The sequence below is a fragment of the Geodermatophilus sp. SYSU D01176 genome (assembly GCF_054050015.1).
Genome location: NZ_JBJGYN010000023.1, coordinates 14,045 through 31,321, shown reverse-complemented (window position 1 = coordinate 31,321; position 17,277 = coordinate 14,045). Strand labels below are relative to the sequence as shown.

The following is a 17,277-nucleotide window of genomic DNA, read 5'->3' as shown; positions in this document are numbered from 1 at the left end:
GCTGGAGCTCATCCCGCCGTCACCGCCAGCAGCGCACCGGCCAGGACCACCGCGCCGCCGAGCATGGACAGCGCGTAGGAGCGGACGAAGCCGGTCTGGGTGCGGCCCAGCCGGGACGACGAGCCGCCCAGCGTCGCGGCCAGGCCGTTCACCGCGCCGTCCACCCCGCGGTTGTCGACGAACACCAGCGCGCGGGTCAGCCACTGGCCGGGCCGCATGAACAGCGACTCGTTCACCGCGTCGGCGTAGAGGGCGCGGCGGGCGGCGCGGGTCACCGGCGAGACCCGGACCGGCGCGGTCACCGGCACCTCGCGGCGGCCGACGAACAGCCAGGCGGTGAGCACGCCGAGCACCATCACCGCGGTGACCAGGACGCTGACCACCAGCGGCGCGACCACGTGCTCGGCCTCCTCGGGCTCGCCGAAGACCGGCGTCAGCCACTCCTGCAGCGGGAAGGCGACCACGAGCAGGAAGCCGGCCAGCACCGAACCGACGGCGAGCAGCACCATCGGCGCGGTCATCACCGTCGGCGACTCGTGCGGGTGCACGCCCGGCTCCCACCGGGGCCGGCCGGCGAAGGTCATGAGCATCAGCCGGGTCATGTAGAAGGCGGTGAGCCCGGCGGCCAGGATGGCGACCCCACCGAGCAGGTAGCCCCAGCCGTCGCCGCGGTCGAACGCGGCCTCGATGATCGCGTCCTTGGTGTAGAAGCCGGACAGGAACGGGAAACCGATCAACGCCAGGTAGCCCAGCCCGAACGTCACGAAGGTGACCTTCATGTGCGGGGCCAGGCCGCCGAAGCGGCGCATGTCGACCTCGTCGTCCATCGCGTGCATGACCGAGCCGGCGCCGAGGAACAGCCCGGCCTTGAAGAAGCCGTGGGTGAGCAGGTGCGCCAGGCCCGCGACGTAGCCGACCGGGCCGAGCCCGACGGCCAGGAACATGTAGCCGATCTGGCTGACCGTCGAGTAGGCCAGCACCTTCTTGATGTCGTCCTGGGCGCACCCGGCGATCGCGCCGATCACCAGCGTGATCGCCCCGACGGCGAGGACGACGGCCCGCGCGGTCGGCGTCTCGTCGTAGATCGGCGCGCAGCGGGCGATGAGGTAGACGCCGGCGGTGACCATGGTGGCCGCGTGGATGAGCGCCGACACCGGGGTCGGGCCCTCCATGGCGTCGGGCAGCCACGCCTGCAGCGGGAACTGGCCGGACTTGCCGCACGCGCCGAGCAGCAGCAGCAGGCCGATGGCGGTGACCGTGCCACCGGCCAGGGTGCCGACCGCGCCGAAGACGCCGTCGTAGGAGACCGTGCCCAGCTGGGCGAACACCAGGAAGATCGCCAGCGCCAGCCCGACGTCGCCGACCCGGTTCATGATGAACGCCTTCTTCGCGGCGGTGGCCGCCGACGGGCGGTCGTGCCAGAAGGCGATGAGCAGGTAGGACGCCAGGCCCACACCCTCCCAGCCGACGTAGAGGGCCACGAAGTTGTCGCCGAGGACCAGCAGCAGCATCGCCGCGACGAAGAAGTTCAGGTAGGCGAAGAACCGGCGGCGGCGCGGGTCGTGCGCCATGTAGCCGATCGAGTAGACGTGGATGAGCGCGCCCACGCCGGTGATCAGCAGCACGAAGACCGCCGCGAGCGGGTCGAACAGCAGGCCGGCCTGCACGTCCAGCGACCCGGTGGCGACGAAGGTGAACAGGTCGACGTCGACCCGGCGGCCGTCCAGCTGCAGCGTGCACAGCAGGCCGAGCACGAAGGCCGCGACGACCGTGCCGGTGCCGAGCAGGTGCCCCCACCGGTCGGTACGCCGTCCGCCCAGCAGCAGGACGGCGGCGCCGGCCAGCGGCAGCGCGATGAGCAGCCAGGACGCGGCGATCAGCCCGTCGGCGGGCACGGTCTCCATCTGCCGGCTCCCGTCAGTACTTCAGCAGGTTGGCGTCGTCGACCGACGCCGACCGGCGGGTCCGGTAGATCGACATGATGATCGCGAGGCCGACGACGACCTCGGCGGCGGCGACGACCATGACGAAGAACGCCATGACCTGGCCGTCGACGGTGCCGTTGGCGCGGGCGAAGGTGACCAGCGTCAGGTTCACCGAGTTGAGCATCAGCTCCACGCACATGAAGACGACGATCGCGTTGCGCCGCACGAGCACGCCGACCGCGCCGATGGTGAACAGGATCGCCGCGAGCACCAGGTAGTGCGTGAGGCTCACGATCCCTCCTCGCCGGCGCTCGTCGTCGTCGCGAGCCGGGCTGCTCCGCTCATGGGTTCGGTCGCACGCTCCCTCACCTGTCCCGTCCCCCCGGGGTGTCGATGGGCGCCGGGTCGAGGGTGCCCAGGGCGGCGTCGGGACTGCCCAGCTCGGCCCGGCCGGTGGGACGCGGCATCTGCTCGATCTCCTGGGGCTCGGTCCCGGTGGCGAAGCTGTCCTCGGCCAGCAGGCCGTCGGGCAGCAGCGCGGGCGCGGCGACGGAGTTGCCGCGCGCGTAGACACCGGGCCCGGGCAGCGTCTGCGGCCGGTCGGTGAGGAACCGGGCGCGCGACAGCTCCTTCTGGGTGGGCCGGGTGCCGGCGTCGCGCTCGATGTGGGCCAGCACCACCGCGCCGACGGCTGCGGTGATCAGCAGCGCGCTGGTCACCTCGAAGGCCAGCAGGTAGCGGGTGAACAGCACCTCGGCGACCGCCTCGATGTTGGTGGTCTCCCCGCCCTGCACGGCCGCGAGGCCGGTGACCGGGAGGTCCTGGGTGGCCCGGGCGACGCCGGCGCCGACCAGCCCGGCGAAGCCGAGGCCGAGCACGATCGCCGCCACCCGCTGCCCGCGCAGCGTCTCCACCACCGAGTCCGACGAGTCGCGCCCGACCAGCATCAGCACGAACAGGAAGAGGATCATGATCGCGCCGGTGTAGACGATGATCTGCACCGCGCCGAGGAACGGCGCCTCCTGGACGACGTAGAAGACGCCCAGCGCCAGCATCGTGTTCACCAGCCACAGCGCCGAGTGGACGGCGTTGCGCGAGAGCACCATGCCGAGAGCGCCGGCCAGCGCGATCGGGCCGAGCACCCAGAAGACGACGGCCTCACCGGTGCCGATGACGACGTCGTTCACGGCAGCTCCACCGCGACGGGCTCGGCGGGCGACGCGGGGTCCGGCGTCCTGACGTAGTAGTCCTTCTCGTCGTCCCCCAGCCGCATGGCGTGCGGCGGGGCCTCCATGCCGGGCAGCAGCGGGGCCATGAGCTGTTCCTTGGTGTAGATCAGGTCGGCCCGGTTGTCGTCGGCCAGCTCGAAGTCGTTGCTCATGGTCAGCGAGCGGGTCGGGCAGGCCTCGATGCACAGGCCGCAGAAGATGCAGCGCAGGTAGTTGATCTGGTAAACGCGCCCGTACCGCTCACCGGGCGAGTAGCGCTCGTCCTCGGTGTTGTCCCCGCCCTCCACGTAGATGGCGTCGGCCGGGCAGGCCCAGGCGCACAGCTCGCACCCGACGCACTTCTCCAGGCCGTCGGGGTGCCGGTTGAGCACGTGCCGGCCGTGGTAGCGCGGCTTGGTCACCTTGGGGACCTCGGGGTACTCCTCGGTGGTCACCTTGCGGAAGATCTGCGCGAAGGTGACCCCGAAGCCCTGCCCTGGGCCGGGCAGCCAGCTGGCCCGCTTGACCGGTCCGGCGTCCCGGCTGCGGGAGGCCAGTTCGCGTCTCGTCTGCGCCACCATGTCGTGGCCGGGGTCGTGGGGGTCCGGCGACCGCCGGTCCACGTCGGGGTGCTCAGACATCGGCGTCCTCCTGGGTGCCGGCGCCGCTGCGCCGTCCGGTGCCCACCACGGTGCCGTCGGGCGCGACCGCGTCACGGCGGCGCAGCCGCGGCGACGGCGGGACGGCGAGGTCCATGGGCGGGATCGGGAAGCCGCCCTCGGCGCGGCTGGGGCCGCCGGGCCGGCGGCGCGGTCCGGGCGGCGGCAGCACCTCCGGCTCGGCCTCGGTCGGGTGGATGGAGCCGGCCGCGGCCTTGGTCGCCGCGATCCGGGTGGCCCGGTTGCTGGCCCGGCTGGCCACGAGCAGCACGGCGATGACCAGCAGCGCCATCGGGACCCCCACGAACAGCGCCACCCGGCCGGTGGAGAGCTCGGCCTCGCGGGCGATGGTGCGCATGGTGGCGACGGCGAGGATCCAGACCAGCGCGGTGGGCACCAGCACCTTCCAGCCGAAGCGCATGAACTGGTCGTAGCGCAGCCGGGGCAGCGTGCCGCGCAGCCAGATGAAGACGAACAGCGCGGCGACGACCTTGAGGAAGAACCACAGCAGCGGCCACCAGCCGGAGTTCGCGCCGTCCCAGATCGAGATCGGCCACGGCGCCCGCCAGCCGCCGAGGAACAGCGTCGCGGCCAGCGCGGAGACGGTGACCATGTTGATGTACTCGGCGAGGAAGAACAGGGCGAACTTCAGCGACGAGTACTCCGTGTGGAAGCCACCGACCAGCTCGCTCTCGGCCTCGGGCAGGTCGAACGGCGCCCGGTTGGTCTCGCCGACCACGGCGATGACGTAGACGACGAAGGAGACCGGCAGCAGGACGGCGAACCAGCCGGGTCCGGTGAACGTCAGGCCGAAGAAGGAGACCGGGTTGCCGTCGGCCTGGGCCGCGACGATCTCCGAGGTCGACATCGAGCCGGCGTAGAGGAACACCGCGACGATCGACAGCCCCATCGCGATCTCGTAGCTCACCATCTGCGCCGCGCTGCGCAGCCCGCCCAGCAGCGGGTAGGTGGAGCCCGACGCCCAGCCGGCCAGGACGATGCCGTAGATGCCCATCGCCGAGCAGGCCAGGACGACCAGGACGCCGATGGGGGCATCGGTGAGCTGCAGCGGGGTCTGCTGCCCGAAGATGCTGACCACCGGGCCCAGCGGGATGACCGAGAAGGCCAGGAACGCCGGGACGGTGGCCAGGACCGGGGCCAGGAAGTAGACCGGCTTGTCCGCGAGCGCCGGCATGATGTCTTCCTTGAACGCCAGCTTCAACCCGTCGGCGAGGCTCTGCAGGTAGCCGCGCGGGCCGACCCGGTTGGGGCCGATCCGCTGCTGCATCCGCGCGACGACCTTGCGCTCGAAGACGATGGCGAACAGCGTCAGCAGCACCAGGACGGCGAAGACGCCGACGACCTTGATGAGGACGATCCACCAGACGTCGGTGCCGAAGTCCTCGAGGGTGGGCTGGTCGGCCGCGGCCAGCGGCATCACTCGGCACCTCCGGCGATGAGGCGGACCACGCCGCCGGGCGGGGTGCCCAGCCGGGTGTGCAGCTCGCTGCCCGGTGAGCGCATCGGCAGCCAGACCACCTGGTCGGGCATCTCGGTGACCAGCACCGACAGGCTGATCTCCCCCATCGCGCCGCAGACGGTGACCCGGTCGCCGTCGGCCAGGCCCAGCCGGCGGGCGGCGTCCTTGCCGAGGCGGGCGACCGGCGGCCGGGCGGTGCCGGCGAGCTCCGGCTCGTCGCGCTGCAGCGTCCCCACGTCGAGCAGCTGCCGCCAGGAGGCGAGCACCGCCTCGTCCTCGGCCAGCTCCGGGTCGTCCGGCGGGGCGACGTCCAGACCGGTGACGAGCGGGCGCTCGGCCACGACCCCGAGCGCGGCGAGCTCGGCGCGGGCGGTCTCGGGCGCGGGCAGCCGGAGGTCGACGTCCAGCTCGTCCGCCAGACCCTGCAGCACCCGGCCGTCGGGCAGCTGGCCGGTGCCGTGCAGCGTGGTGTCGAACGGGCGCAGCCGGCCCTCCCAGTCCAGGTACGCGCCGGCCTTCTCGGAGGCGGCGGCCACCGGCAGGACGACGTCGGCGTGCTCGGTGACCGCGCTCGGCAGCAGCTCCAGGCTCACCACGAACTCGGCGTCGGCCAGCGCCGCCTCCGCCAGCCGCGGATCCGGCAGGTCGGCCGGGTCGACGGCCCCGACGAGCAGCCCCTTCAGCTGCCCGTGGGTGACGGCGGTGAGGATGCCGGTGAGGTCGCGACCGGGCGTGGCCGGCAGCTCCGCGACGCCCCAGGCCGCCGCGACCTGGGCGCGGGCACCGGCATCGGTGACCGGGCGGCCACCGGGCAGCAGGGCCGGCAGCGCGCCGGCCTCGACGGCACCGCGCTCCCCGGCCCGGCGCGGCACCCAGGCGATCCGCGCGCCGGTGGCCCGGGCCAGGGCGGCCAGCGCCGAGAACGCGCCGGGCATCTCGGCCAGCCGCTCGCCGGCGAGCAGGACCGCGCCGGGCTGCCGCAGCGCCTCGACCGCGGGGCCGCCCCAGCGGCCCTCGGCCAGGGCGGCCAGCGAGCGGGCCTCCGTGCCCGGGCGGGTGGCGAGCACCGTGGCCTGCAGCTTCTCGGCGGCGCGGGTGGCGAACGGCGCGAGGTCGAAGACGGCCAGCCGGTTCTTGCGGACCGCCCGGCGCAGCCGCAGGAACAGGATCGGCGACTCCTCCTCCGGCTCCAGGCCGGCGAGCAGCACCGCGGGGGCGGCGGAGAGGTCGTCGTAGGTGACCGCGCCGTTGGCCGGGCCGGTGCCCGCGACGTGTGCGGCGAGGAACGCCAGCTCCTCGGCGGAGTGGGCGCGGGCCCGCGCGTCGACGTCGTTGGTGCCCAGCGCGACCCGGGCGAACTTGGCGTAGGCGTAGGCGTCCTCGACGGTCAGCCGGCCGCCCGGGAGCACCCCGACCCCGCCGGCGTCCCGCGCGGCGCGCAGCCCCTCGGCCGCCGCGGCCCACGCCTCGGGCCAGGACGTGGGCTGCAGCACGCCGCCCCGCCGCACCATCGGGGTGGTGAGCCGGTCGTTGGCGGTGGCGTAGCGGAAGGCCCAGCGGCCCTTGTCGCAGTTCCACTCCTCGTTGACCGCCGGGTCCTCGCCGGCCAGCCGGCGCGTGACCTTGCCCCGCCGGTAGTCGGTGCGCTGGGCGCACCCGGAGGCGCAGTGCTCGCAGACGCTGTCCTCGCTGCGCAGGTCGAACGGGCGGGCGCGGAACCGGTACTGGGCGCTGGTCAGCGCACCGACCGGGCAGATCTGCGTGGTGTTGCCCGAGAAGTAGGACTCGAACGGCTCGTCCTCGTAGACGGCCACCTGCTCCAGCGCGCCGCGCTCGAACAGCTCGATGAACGGGTCGCCGGCCACCTGCTGGGAGAACCGGGTGCACCGGGCGCAGAGCACGCAGCGCTCGCGGTCGAGCAGCACCTCGCTGCTGATCGGCAGCGGTTTGGGGTAGGTGCGCTTGACGTCGACGAACCGGCTCTCGGTGCGGCCGTTGGTCATCGCCTGGTTCTGCAGCGGGCACTCGCCGCCCTTGTCGCAGACCGGGCAGTCCAGCGGGTGGTTGATGAGCAGCAGCTCCATCGTGCCCTGCTGCGCCTTGTCGGCGACCGGGCTGGTGAGCTGCGTCTTCACCGCCATCCCCTCGGTGACCGGCATGGTGCAGGAGGCCACCGGCTTGCGCTGGCCCTCCACCTCGACCAGGCACTGGCGGCAGGCCCCGACCGGCTCGAGCAGCGGGTGGTCGCAGAACCGCGGGATCTGCACGCCGATCAGCTCGGCGGCCCGGATGATGAGCGTCCCCTTGGGCACGGCGACGTCGAAGCCGTCGATCGTGCAGTGGACGGCGTCCGGCGGCGTGTGCGGGCCCGGCGCGCCGGGCGGGACCGCGGGCGCAGGGGTCGGGTTGGTCAGTGTCACGAGGCCACTCCGACGGGCTCGAGGCGGAGGGAACGACCCAGCCGGGCCTGCTCCTCGGGAGGCAGCAGCGCGACGTAGTCGTCACGGAAGTACTTCAGCGAGCTGGCGATGCAGCTGGTCGCGCCGTCACCGAGGGCGCAGAACGAGCGGCCCAGGATGTTGTCGCAGGTGTCGGTCAGCAGGTCCAGGTCGGCCGCCGTCCCCCGGCCGTCGACCAGGCGCTGCAGGATCTGCACCAGCCAGTAGGTCCCCTCGCGGCACGGGGTGCACTTGCCGCAGCTCTCGTGCGCGTAGAACTCGGTGAACCGCAGGGTGGCCTCGACGATCGAGTCGGTCTCGTCGAAGACCATGAGTGCGGTGGTGCCGAGCATGGAGCCCGCGGCGGCCACCGAGTCGAAGTCCAGCGGGACGTCGAGGTGCTCCGGGGTGAAGTACGGCGTCGAGGAACCGCCCGGAGTCCAGAACTTCAGCTCGTGCCCGGGGCGCACGCCGCCGGCCATCTCCAGCAGCTCGCGCATCGTCGTCCCCATGGGGGCCTCGTACTGGCCCGGCCGCACGACGCGGCCGGACAGCGAGTAGATCTTCGGGCCGGGGGACTTCTCCGGGCCGAACTCCTTGAACCAGTCCGATCCGCCGCGGACGACGAACGGCACGCTGGCCAGCGTCTCGACGTTGTTGATCACCGTCGGGGCGCCGTACAGGCCGGCGACGGCCGGGAACGGCGGCTTCAGGCGCGGCTGACCCCGGTAGCCCTCCAGCGAGTCCAGCAGCGCGGTCTCCTCGCCGCAGATGTAGGCGCCGGCCCCGGCGTGCACGATCAGCTCGAGGTCGTAGCCGGAGCCCAGGATGTCGGTCCCGAGGTAGCCGGCCTCGTAGGCCTCGCGGACGGCGGTGACCAGCCGGCGGTGGGCGTGCACCGCCTCACCGCGCACGTAGATGACCGCCAGGTGCGAGCGGATCGCGTAGGCGGAGATGACGACGCCCTCCACCAGCGAGTGCGGGTCGGCCATCATCAGCGGGAGGTCCTTGCAGGTGCCGGGCTCCCCCTCGTCGGCGTTGACCACGAGGTACTTGGGCATGGCGGCCGGCCCGGTGGGCGTCTCCCCCGGCTTGGGCTGCGGGATGAAGCTCCACTTCATGCCGGTCGGGAAGCCGGCGCCGCCGCGGCCGCGCAGCCCGGAGTCCTTGACCAGCCCGACCAGCTCGTCGGGGGTCATGGACAGCGCGGTGCGCAGCCCGGCGTAGCCGTCGAGCCGCTCGTAGGTCGACAGCCGCCAGGACTGCGGCTCGGCCCAGCGGGAGGTCAGCACGGGTGCGAGGGGCATGTCAGGCCTTCCCGTCCGTCGGGTTGGTGCCGGTCGCCGGCTCGGCGGCGGGTGGGTTCTCGGTGCCGGCCCGCTGCCGGCCCCGCGGCTGCCCGTACTCGGCCCCCTTGTCGGGGTGGGTCTGCGCGGCGCCGGCCCGCTCCGCGGGGGTGTCGGCCGCGGCCACGCGGGCGTCGGCGGCCTCCTCCTCCGGCGTCTCGCCCGTGCGGCCCGAGGGCTGCACGGTCTCGGCCGGCTCGTCGGCGTCGTCCGGCGGCTGCCCGGGACCGGGCATCGGCGGGGCGGACTCGCCGCGCTCGGCGGCCAGCCGTAGCCCGGCCAGCGTCGGGCCGATCGCGCCCTCGGCGTCGACCGCGGCCGAGCGGGCGGCCTCGCTGCCGTACTGGTCGAAGCCGGCCAGCTGGCGGGAGACCCCGCGGAAGTCCGTCAGCGGGGCGCCGCGGCTGGGGTGCGGCTTCTCCCCGCGGCGCAGGGCGGCGACCAGCTCGCGGGCGGACTCGACGTCCTGCTGGTCGTAGAACTCGTAGTCGACGGTGACCACCGGCGCGTAGTCGCAGGCGGCCAGGCACTCGGCGTGCTCGAGGGTGATCGAGCCGTCGGCGGCGGTCTCGTCGTGGTGGACGCCGAGGTCGGCCGAGAGCGCGTCGAAGATCCGCTGCCCGCCGAGGACGCTGCACAGGGTGTTGGTGCAGACGCTGACCAGGTGCCGGCCGGTGGGACGGCGCTTGTACATCGTGTAGAAGGTCGCGACCGCACCCACCTCGGCCTTGGTCAGGCCCAGCTCCTCGGCGCACAGTGCGACGCCCTGCGGGGTGACGTAGCCCTGGTAGCTCTGGACCAGGTGCAGCATCGGCAGCAGCGCCGAGCGCGGCTGGGGGTAGCGGGCGATGATCTCGCGCGCCTCCAGCCGGGTCTGCTCGGTCAGCGGCGGCAGGTCCGCGGCCGGCGGCTCCACCGGGCTGGAGTCCAGCCCGGTGACGGCGGTGCCCTCGGCCGATCCCGGGAGCGCACTCATCGATCGCACCCGCCCATCACCGGGTCGAGCGAGGCGATCGCCGCGATGACGTCGGCGATCATGCCGCCCTCGCTCATCGCCGCGGTCGCCTGCAGGTTGACGAAGCTGGGGTCGCGCACGTGCACGCGCCACGGTCGGGTGCCGCCGTCGCTGACCACGTGGTAGCCGAGCTCGCCGCGAGGGGACTCGACGGGCACGTACACCTGGCCGGCCGGGACCCGGAAGCCCTCGGTGACCAGCTTGAAGTGGTGGATCAGGGCCTCCATCGACTGGCCCATGATGTGCTTGACGTGCTCCAGGGAGTTGCCCATGCCGTCGGGCCCGAGCGACAGCTGCGCCGGCCAGGCGATCTTCCGGTCCTCGACCATGACCGGGCCCGGCTCCAGCCGGTCCAGCGCCTGCTCGACGAGCTTCAGGGACTCGTTGATCTCCGCCATGCGGACCAGGTAGCGCCCCCAGGCGTCGCAGGTGTCGGCGGTCGGCACCTCGAAGTCGTAGGTCTCGTAGCCCAGGTAGGGCTCGACCTTGCGCAGGTCCCACGGCAGGCCGGCCGCGCGCAGGATCGGCCCGGTGACGCCGAGCGCCACGCAGCCGGTGACGTCGAGGTAGCCGGCGTCCTTGAGCCGGGCCTGCCAGATCGGCTGGCCGGTGAGCAGCTTGTGGAAGTCGGCCACCCGCGCCGGCATGACCTCGAGGAACTCGCGGATGTGCTCGACGGCACCCGGGGGCAGGTCCTGCGCCAGGCCGCCGGGCCGGATGTAGGCGTGGTTCATCCGCAGGCCGGTGATCTCCTCGAGCAGGTCGAGGACCATCTCCCGCTCGCGGAAGCCGTTGGTCATCCCGGTGAGCGCGCCCATCTCCATGCCGAAGGTGGCCAGCGCGACCAGGTGCGAGGCGATCCGGTTGAGCTCCATGACGAGCACGCGGATCGTCTGCGCGCGCTGCGGCGCCTCGACGCCGAGCAGCTTCTCGACCGCCAGGCAGTAGCCGGCCTCGTTGTACAGCGGGGACAGGTAGTCCATCCGCGTCACGAAGGTCGTGCCCTGCGTCCAGTTGCGGTACTCGGTGTTCTTCTCGATGCCGGTGTGCAGGTAGCCGATCACGACGCGGGCCTTGGTGACCGTCTCGCCCTCGAGGTCGAGCACCAGTCGCAGCACGCCGTGCGTCGAGGGGTGCTGCGGGCCCATGTTGACGACGAGCCGCTCTTCGCCGTACGCCTCGGTGCCCAGCGTCTGGTCCCAGTCGCCGCCGGTGACGGTGTAGACGCGGCCCTCGGTGGTCTCCCGGGAGCCGGCGTACGGGTCGGCCGGGTTGTAGGTGGTGCTCATCGGTAGGCCCTCCGGGTGTCCGGTGGCGGGATCGTGGCGTCGTGGTACTCGACCGGGACGCCGCCGAGCGGGTAGTCCTTGCGCTGGGGGTGGCCGTCCCAGTCGTCGGGCATGAGGATCCGGGTCAGCGCCGGGTGGCCGTCGAAGACGACGCCGAACATGTCCCAGGTCTCGCGCTCGTGCCAGTCCGCCGTCGGGTAGACGGGGACGACCGAGGGGACGTGCGGGTCCTCGGCGGTGACCGCGACCTCCAGCCGGATCCGGCGCCGGTAGGTCATCGAGGTCAGGTGGTAGACGACGTGCAGCCGCGGCCGGCCGGGGGTGGCCGCGGGACCGCCGCTGTCCAGGTAGTCGACGCCGGAGACGCTGCTGCACAGCTCGAAGCGCAGCGCCTCGTCGTCCCGCAGCGCCCGGACCAGGGTCAGCAGGTGCTCGCGGGCGACGAAGTAGGTGATCTCGCCGCGGTCGACCAGCACCCGCTGCACGGCGGCGTCGTAGGTGGCCCGCCCGACCGCGTCGATCAGCGCGTCGGTGACCTCGTCGAAGTAGCCGCCGTAGGGCCGGTCGGTGGAGTGCAGCGCGACCGCGCCGCCGGGCTCGACCCGGACCAGCCCGCCGAAGCCGGAGGTGTCGCCGCTGCCGCTGACCCCGAACGCGCCCTTCCGGAAGCCGCCGCTGGGCGCGGTCGCGCCCTGGCCGGCGTCCTCGCCGCTGCGGTCCCCCGGGCCGGTCACCGGTCACTCCGCACGTAGGGGGCGGGCAGCAGGACGGCGTTGCCGCCGCGCTGCTCGATGGCGAACTGGCCGGTGCGCCGCTCGGCCGCGGCCCGCTCGTAGGCCTCCCGGGCCGCCTTGTCGACGCGCACCGACGACGGCATCTCGATCAGCGGGTCCACCGCCCGGCCCTCGGCCCGCGCCTGCTCGAGCTCGCGGGCCCGCTTGGGCCCCAGCGGCTCGTTCATGATCTTGTGGTGCAGCTTGAGGATCGCGTCGGTGAGCATCTCCGGCCGCGGCGGGCAACCGGGCAGGTACATGTCCACCGGGACGACGTGGTCGACGCCCTGCACGATCGCGTAGTTGTTGAACATCCCGCCGGAGCTCGCGCACACGCCCATCGCGAGCACCCAGCGCGGTTCGGGCATCTGGTCGTAGATCTGCCGCAGGACCGGCGCCATCTTCTGGCTGACCCGCCCCGCGACGATCATCAGGTCGGCCTGGCGCGGCGAGGCCCGGAAGACCTCCATGCCGAAGCGGGCCAGGTCGTAGCGGCCCGCCCCCGTGGCCATCATCTCGATCGCGCAGCAGGCCAGCCCGAAGGTGGCCGGCCACAGCGAGGACTTGCGGGTCCAGTTGACCACCTTCTCGACCGTGGTCAGCAGGACGCCGCTCGGCAGCTTCTCCTCGAGTCCCATCGCCCGTTCCTCAGTCCCAGTCCAGGCCGCCGCGCCGCCACACGTAGACGTAGGCGATGAACACGGTGCCGATGAAGACGACCATCTCGACCAGCCCGAAGGCGCCGAGCGCGTCGTTGGCGACGGCCCACGGGTAGAGGAAGACGATCTCGATGTCGAAGACGATGAAGATCATCGCCGTGAGGTAGTACTTGACCGGGAACCGGCCGCCGGTCAGCGGCTGGTCCACCGGCTCGATGCCGCACTCGTAGGCGGCGAGCTTGGCCCGGTTGTAGCGGCGGGGGCCGACGAACGGCGCGACCGCCACCGAGAACAGCGCGAACGCCGCCGCCAGCGCGAACAGCCCGACGATCGGCACGTACACCGAGAGCACCGGGGCTACCCCTCTCCGTCGATGGTCACGTCAGACCGCCGGGGCCAGGCGGGTGAGGACGGCGACGGCGCGGTCGAACCGGTCGCCGTCCCGCCCGTCGGAGAGGTTGCCCATCAGCCGCAGCGCCCGGGCCACCAGCGCCGGCCGCTTCAGCCCGTGCGCGGTCGCGAAGCGGACCAGGTCCGGCCGGGCCAGCAGGGCGAGGAAGCCCATGCCGAGCCGGTGGTGGCGCCCGTACTCCGCGCGCAGCCGGGCCGGGTACCGCCGCAGGACCGCCTCGCGGGCGAGGCCCTCGGGCGCGGCCAGGCCCTCGACGGCGGCCTCGGCGGCCATCCGGCCGGTCTCCAGCGCGTAGCTGATGCCCTCGCCGTTGAACGGGTTCACCGTGCCGGCGGCGTCCCCGGCGAGGAGCAGCCCGCGGGTGTAGGCCGGCCCGCGGTGCAGCGCCATCGGCAGGCCCGCGCCGCGCAGCGGGGTGACCGCGTGCTCCTCGCCGAGCCCCCACTGCTCCGGCAGGGTGGCCAGCCACCCGCGCAGCACCGCCCGCGGCTCGGCGCCGGTGCCGCGGCGGCGGTCGAGCAGGCCGAACCCGACGTTGCTGGTGCCGTCGCCCATGCCGAACGCCCAGCCGTAGCCGGGCATCGAGTCCGCGCTCGGGCCGCCGGCGGAGAGGTCGAAGGAGACGTCGAGGTAGTCGTCGTCCGTGCGCGGGGTGGAGACGTACCGGCGGACGGCGACGCCGAGCGGCCGGTCCTCCCGGCGCAGCAGTCCCAGCGCCTTGGCCAGCCGCCCCGACAGCCCCTCGGCGGAGACGACCAGCCGCGCGCGCCAGGTGGCCGGCGTCCGGTCGGGGCCCTCCTCGGTGTGCACCCCGGCGACCCGGCCGGCGTCGTCGAGCAGCGGCCCGGTGACCGCGACCTCCTGCACCAGCCGGGCGCCGGCCGCGACGGCGTGGCCGGCCAGCCCGGCGTCGAGGTCGCGGCGGTTGCGCACCAGGCTGTGCGAGGGCCAGCGGTCCAGCACCGGCCAGTCGACCTCGGCCACCTGGCCGCCGCCGGTGACCCGGAGGCCCTTGTGCCGGACCCAGCCGGCGGTGTCGACGCCCATGTCGTCGAGCGCCTTGACGCCGCGCGGGGTGAGCCCGTCGCCGCAGACCTTCTCGCGGGGCAGCCGGGCCTTCTCCAGGACGGCGACGTCGAGGCCGGCACGGGCCAGGTGCCACGCGGCGGAGGAGCCCGCCGGCCCGGCGCCGACGACGAGCACGTCGGCCCGCCGGTCGCCGTCGTCCACCTCGGCCCCCTCTGTTCGCGTCCCCGGCGGCCTTGTGAATTGCTTCACAAAGTCGCCCGGTCCCTACTCTAGGCCGGGATGTGACCTCGGTGACAAGTGGCCGTCCAGAACGGCTCCGTCACGTTTGTGTCTCGCCGCGTCCCACCTGCACCGGAGTCGCGCGGACCCCCCGGGAGGACGTCAACCGAGCGGCTTGCGGCCGCGGTGCAGTGCCACGATGCCGCCGGTGAGGTCGCGCCACGCGACGTCGGCCCAGCCGGCCGCCTGGACGCGCGCGGCCAGCGTCGGCTGGTCCGGCCACGCCCGGATCGACTCGGCCAGGTAGACGTAGGCCTCGGGGTTGCTGCTCACCGCGGTCGCGATCCGTGGCAGGGCCCGCATCAGGTACTCGGTGTAGACGGTGCGGAACGGCGCCCAGGTGGGGCTGGAGAACTCGCAGACCACCAGCGTGCCGCCGGGGCGGGTGACCCGGGCGAACTCGCGCAGCGCGGCGTCCGGGTCGGCGACGTTGCGCAGGCCGAAGGAGATGACCACGCCGTCGACGCTCTCGTCGGCCAGCGGCAGCGCCATGGCGTCGCCGGCCACCTTGGGCACCGGCCGGGCCGCGCCGGCGCGCAGCATCCCCTGGGAGAAGTCGCAGGCGATGGCGCGCACGCCGCCGCCGGTCAGCTCCACCGTCGACACCGCCGTCCCGGCGGCGACGTCGAGCACCGTCTGCCCCGGGCGGGCGCCGAGGGCCTCGCGGGTGGCGCGCCGCCAGGAGGCGTCCAGGCCGCCGGAGAGCACCGTGTTGGTGACGTCGTAGCGCCGCGCGACCCGGTCGAACATGGCCGCGACCTCGGCCGGCCGCTTGTCCAGACCGGCCCGGAGGGGAAGGACCCCCTTCTCCCCGCCGCTCGCAGGCTCGCGGCGGGCCCCGGAAGGGGACCTGTGTGCGCTGTCTCGCCGGTCTCCCACGACGACGACGCTACCGGGCTGCCTACTCTGGGCAGGTGAGCGTGGCAGCAGTGACCACCCCGGGTGCGGTCACGCCTGCCGTCACCACCACCCCGCTGCTCGAGTCGCCCGCCCTGCTCGACCTGCTGCCGGCCGCCGGCGCGCTGTCCTGGGTGCGCCAGGGCGAGGGCCTCGTCGGCTGGGGCGAGGCGGCCCGGCTGGAGGTCACCGGCCCGCGCGCCCTGGCCGAAGCGGCCGCGTGGTGGGAGTCCCTCAGCGCCGGGTTGGACGTCGACGACCGGGCGGAGGTCCCCGGCTCCGGGCCGGTCGTGTTCGCCAGCATCGCGTTCGACCCGGCCGCCGGGACGTCGGTGTTCGTCGTCCCCGAGGTCGTCGTCGGCCGGCGGGACGGCGTGGCCTGGGTGACCACCACCGGGGACGCCGACCCCGCCGACGTGCTGGCCGCCGCCCCCGCGACCGCGCCGTCCCCGCTCGGGCGGCTCCGCTACGCCGACGGCGCGCTGGACCCCGCGTCGTGGTGCGCGACGGTGGCCACGGCGGTGGAGCGGATCGGCGCGGGCGAGCTCGCCAAGGTGGTGCTGGCCCGCGACCTGCTGGTCACCGCCGACGCGCCGCTGGACGCCCGCGCCCTGCTGGCCCGGCTGGCCGCGCGCTTCCCCGACTGCTGGACCTTCGCCGTCGACGGCCTGCTCGGGGCGACGCCGGAGCTGCTGCTGCGCCGCACCGGCCGGCAGCTGTCCTCGCGGGTGCTGGCCGGGACCGCCCCCCGCGGCGCGGGTGCCGACGACCAGCGGCTGGCCGCGGGCCTGCTCGCCTCGGCCAAGGACCGTGCCGAGCACGCCCTGGCCGTCGACTCGCTGGTCCGCGCGCTGCAGCCGTACTGCTCGACGCTCACCGCGCCGGAGGAGCCGGAGCTGCTCACGCTGGCCAACGTCCGGCACCTGGCCACCGACGTCACGGGTGCGCAGCGCCGCGGCGGGGCCCGGGGTTCCGCCGGGCTGCTGGAGCTGGTCGGCGCGGTGCACCCGACCGCCGCCGTCTGCGGCACGCCCACCGACGCCGCCGCGGCGGTGATCGGCGAGCTGGAGGGCATGGACCGCGGCCGCTACGCCGGCCCGGTCGGCTGGCTGGACGCCCGCGGGGACGGCGAGTTCGGCCTGGCCCTGCGCTGCGCCGAGCTCTCCGACCGGGACCCGGCCTCGGCGCGGCTGTTCGCCGGCTGCGGCATCGTCGCCGGCTCCGACCCGGCCGCCGAGCTGGCCGAGACCCAGGCGAAGTTCGCCGCCGTCCAGGCCGCGCTGGAGAGCTGACCCCCGGAAGTCGCGCGCGACGACGGCCCGCCGTCGGTCACGATGTGCGCATGGACGTCCGGACCCCGCCGCACCCCGTGCCGGGCGACCGCTCGCTGCCGCCCGGCTACCCGGCGAGGTCGTCTACCGCGACGTCGGCGCCGAGCTGACCGCCAACGCGCACCCCTTCGTCTCCCGCCGGGCCGCGGCTCGCTACCTGGGCCACCTGCGCACGCAGAAGGCGGCGATGACCGGCGAGGCGGCGCCCGCACCCACCGGCCGGAGCCGGTCGCCGCGCACGGCTACGACTCGACGTTCGCCATGCACGCGCTGCGGCTGGGCGTGCAGGGCGTCGAGCTGCTCACCACCGGCCGGGTCACCCTGCCGGTGCCCGAGCCGGACCGCGCGTACCTGCGGTCGGTGCGGCGGGGGGCGAGGCGCCGCTGGCCGAGGTGCTGGCCGCGGTCGAGGACGCCGAGCAGCGGCTGGTCGCGCTGCGGGAGAGCCCGGCCGTCCCGCCGGAGCCGGACACCGCGTGGGTCGACGACTGGCTGCACCGCTCGCACCTGGCGTACTGGGCGGCGTCGCGCTGAGGCG

The 17,277-nt window shown here is 74.1% G+C and carries 16 protein-coding genes; 2 read left to right on the top strand and 14 right to left on the bottom strand.

Annotated features, from left to right (window positions below; all coding sequences use genetic code 11):
* Positions 1-8 precede the first annotated feature (8 nt).
* The 14 genes from nuoL to ACI78Z_RS13795 all read right to left on the bottom strand — a co-directional run bounded on the left by nuoL (position 9) and on the right by ACI78Z_RS13795 (position 15,391).
* The gene (gene nuoL, locus ACI78Z_RS13860) at positions 9-1,904 is read right to left on the bottom strand and encodes an NADH-quinone oxidoreductase subunit L (protein WP_457037122.1); all 1,896 of its coding nucleotides are present in this window, start codon (positions 1,902-1,904) and stop codon (positions 9-11) included.
* A gap of 13 nt (positions 1,905-1,917) precedes the next feature.
* Positions 1,918-2,217, bottom strand: coding sequence for an NADH-quinone oxidoreductase subunit NuoK (gene nuoK, locus ACI78Z_RS13855; RefSeq protein ID WP_100500616.1), 300 nt, complete (start codon positions 2,215-2,217; stop codon positions 1,918-1,920).
* 73 nt (positions 2,218-2,290) lie between these two features.
* On the bottom strand, positions 2,291-3,112 hold the full coding sequence (locus ACI78Z_RS13850; RefSeq protein ID WP_457037121.1) for an NADH-quinone oxidoreductase subunit J: 822 nt from the start codon (positions 3,110-3,112) through the stop codon (positions 2,291-2,293).
* Positions 3,109-3,774 carry an NADH-quinone oxidoreductase subunit NuoI gene (nuoI, locus tag ACI78Z_RS13845; protein WP_457037120.1) on the bottom strand — a complete coding sequence of 222 codons (666 nt, stop codon included), beginning with the start codon at positions 3,772-3,774 and terminating at the stop codon, positions 3,109-3,111. The genes ACI78Z_RS13850 and nuoI overlap by 4 nt, the downstream gene beginning before the upstream one ends.
* Positions 3,767-5,230, bottom strand: coding sequence for an NADH-quinone oxidoreductase subunit NuoH (gene nuoH / locus ACI78Z_RS13840; RefSeq protein WP_457037119.1), 1,464 nt, complete (start codon positions 5,228-5,230; stop codon positions 3,767-3,769). The genes nuoI and nuoH overlap by 8 nt, the downstream gene beginning before the upstream one ends.
* A complete protein-coding gene (locus ACI78Z_RS13835) occupies positions 5,230-7,692 on the bottom strand; it encodes an NADH-quinone oxidoreductase subunit G (protein WP_457037118.1) in 2,463 nt (820 codons plus the stop codon). Before ACI78Z_RS13835 ends, nuoH begins: the two co-directional genes overlap by 1 nt.
* Positions 7,689-9,017, bottom strand: a complete 1,329-nt coding sequence (gene nuoF, locus ACI78Z_RS13830; protein WP_457037117.1) for an NADH-quinone oxidoreductase subunit NuoF — start codon at positions 9,015-9,017, stop codon at positions 7,689-7,691. The genes ACI78Z_RS13835 and nuoF overlap by 4 nt, the downstream gene beginning before the upstream one ends.
* Position 9,018: 1 nt before the next feature.
* Positions 9,019-10,032 (bottom strand): NADH-quinone oxidoreductase subunit NuoE, encoded by a 1,014-nt coding sequence (gene nuoE / locus ACI78Z_RS13825; protein ID WP_457037116.1) that lies wholly within the window; start codon positions 10,030-10,032, stop codon positions 9,019-9,021.
* A complete protein-coding gene (locus tag ACI78Z_RS13820; RefSeq protein ID WP_457037115.1) occupies positions 10,029-11,360 on the bottom strand; it encodes an NADH-quinone oxidoreductase subunit D in 1,332 nt (443 codons plus the stop codon). The genes nuoE and ACI78Z_RS13820 overlap by 4 nt, the downstream gene beginning before the upstream one ends.
* Complete coding sequence (locus ACI78Z_RS13815) at positions 11,357-12,094, bottom strand: NADH-quinone oxidoreductase subunit C (RefSeq protein ID WP_457037114.1); 738 nt, start codon at positions 12,092-12,094, stop codon at positions 11,357-11,359. The genes ACI78Z_RS13820 and ACI78Z_RS13815 overlap by 4 nt, the downstream gene beginning before the upstream one ends.
* Positions 12,091-12,771 carry a NuoB/complex I 20 kDa subunit family protein gene (locus tag ACI78Z_RS13810; RefSeq protein WP_457037113.1) on the bottom strand — a complete coding sequence of 227 codons (681 nt, stop codon included), beginning with the start codon at positions 12,769-12,771 and terminating at the stop codon, positions 12,091-12,093. The genes ACI78Z_RS13815 and ACI78Z_RS13810 overlap by 4 nt, the downstream gene beginning before the upstream one ends.
* A gap of 10 nt (positions 12,772-12,781) precedes the next feature.
* Positions 12,782-13,144, bottom strand: coding sequence for an NADH-quinone oxidoreductase subunit A (locus ACI78Z_RS13805; RefSeq protein ID WP_457037112.1), 363 nt, complete (start codon positions 13,142-13,144; stop codon positions 12,782-12,784).
* 30 nt (positions 13,145-13,174) lie between these two features.
* Positions 13,175-14,434 (bottom strand): geranylgeranyl reductase family protein, encoded by a 1,260-nt coding sequence (locus ACI78Z_RS13800; RefSeq protein WP_457037111.1) that lies wholly within the window; start codon positions 14,432-14,434, stop codon positions 13,175-13,177.
* A 180-nt stretch (positions 14,435-14,614) separates the two neighbouring features.
* Positions 14,615-15,391: a demethylmenaquinone methyltransferase gene (locus ACI78Z_RS13795; protein WP_457037110.1), complete on the bottom strand. Its 777-nt coding sequence runs from the start codon at positions 15,389-15,391 to the stop codon at positions 14,615-14,617.
* 35 nt (positions 15,392-15,426) lie between these two features.
* Here ACI78Z_RS13795 and ACI78Z_RS13790 point away from each other — a divergent pair, with 35 nt between their 5' ends.
* Positions 15,427-16,701, top strand: a complete 1,275-nt coding sequence (locus ACI78Z_RS13790) for an isochorismate synthase (protein ID WP_457037109.1) — start codon at positions 15,427-15,429, stop codon at positions 16,699-16,701.
* A 431-nt stretch (positions 16,702-17,132) separates the two neighbouring features.
* Positions 17,133-17,273, top strand: a complete 141-nt coding sequence (locus ACI78Z_RS13785; protein WP_457037108.1) for a hypothetical protein — start codon at positions 17,133-17,135, stop codon at positions 17,271-17,273.
* The last annotated feature ends 4 nt before the right edge of the window (positions 17,274-17,277 follow it).

Bases quoted from the DNA above. Each gene is read 5' to 3' on its own strand.
- nuoI (WP_457037120.1), bottom strand. From the start codon at position 3,774: ATGTCTGAGCACCCCGACGTGGACCGGCGGTCGCCGGACCCCCACGAC.
- ACI78Z_RS13810 (WP_457037113.1), bottom strand. From the start codon at position 12,771: ATGGGACTCGAGGAGAAGCTGCCGAGCGGCGTCCTGCTGACCACGGTC.
- nuoF (WP_457037117.1), bottom strand. From the start codon at position 9,017: ATGCCCCTCGCACCCGTGCTGACCTCCCGCTGGGCCGAGCCGCAGTCC.
- nuoE (WP_457037116.1), bottom strand. From the start codon at position 10,032: ATGAGTGCGCTCCCGGGATCGGCCGAGGGCACCGCCGTCACCGGGCTG.
- ACI78Z_RS13820 (WP_457037115.1), bottom strand. From the start codon at position 11,360: ATGAGCACCACCTACAACCCGGCCGACCCGTACGCCGGCTCCCGGGAG.
- nuoH (WP_457037119.1), bottom strand. From the start codon at position 5,230: ATGCCGCTGGCCGCGGCCGACCAGCCCACCCTCGAGGACTTCGGCACC.
- nuoL (WP_457037122.1), bottom strand. From the start codon at position 1,904: ATGGAGACCGTGCCCGCCGACGGGCTGATCGCCGCGTCCTGGCTGCTC.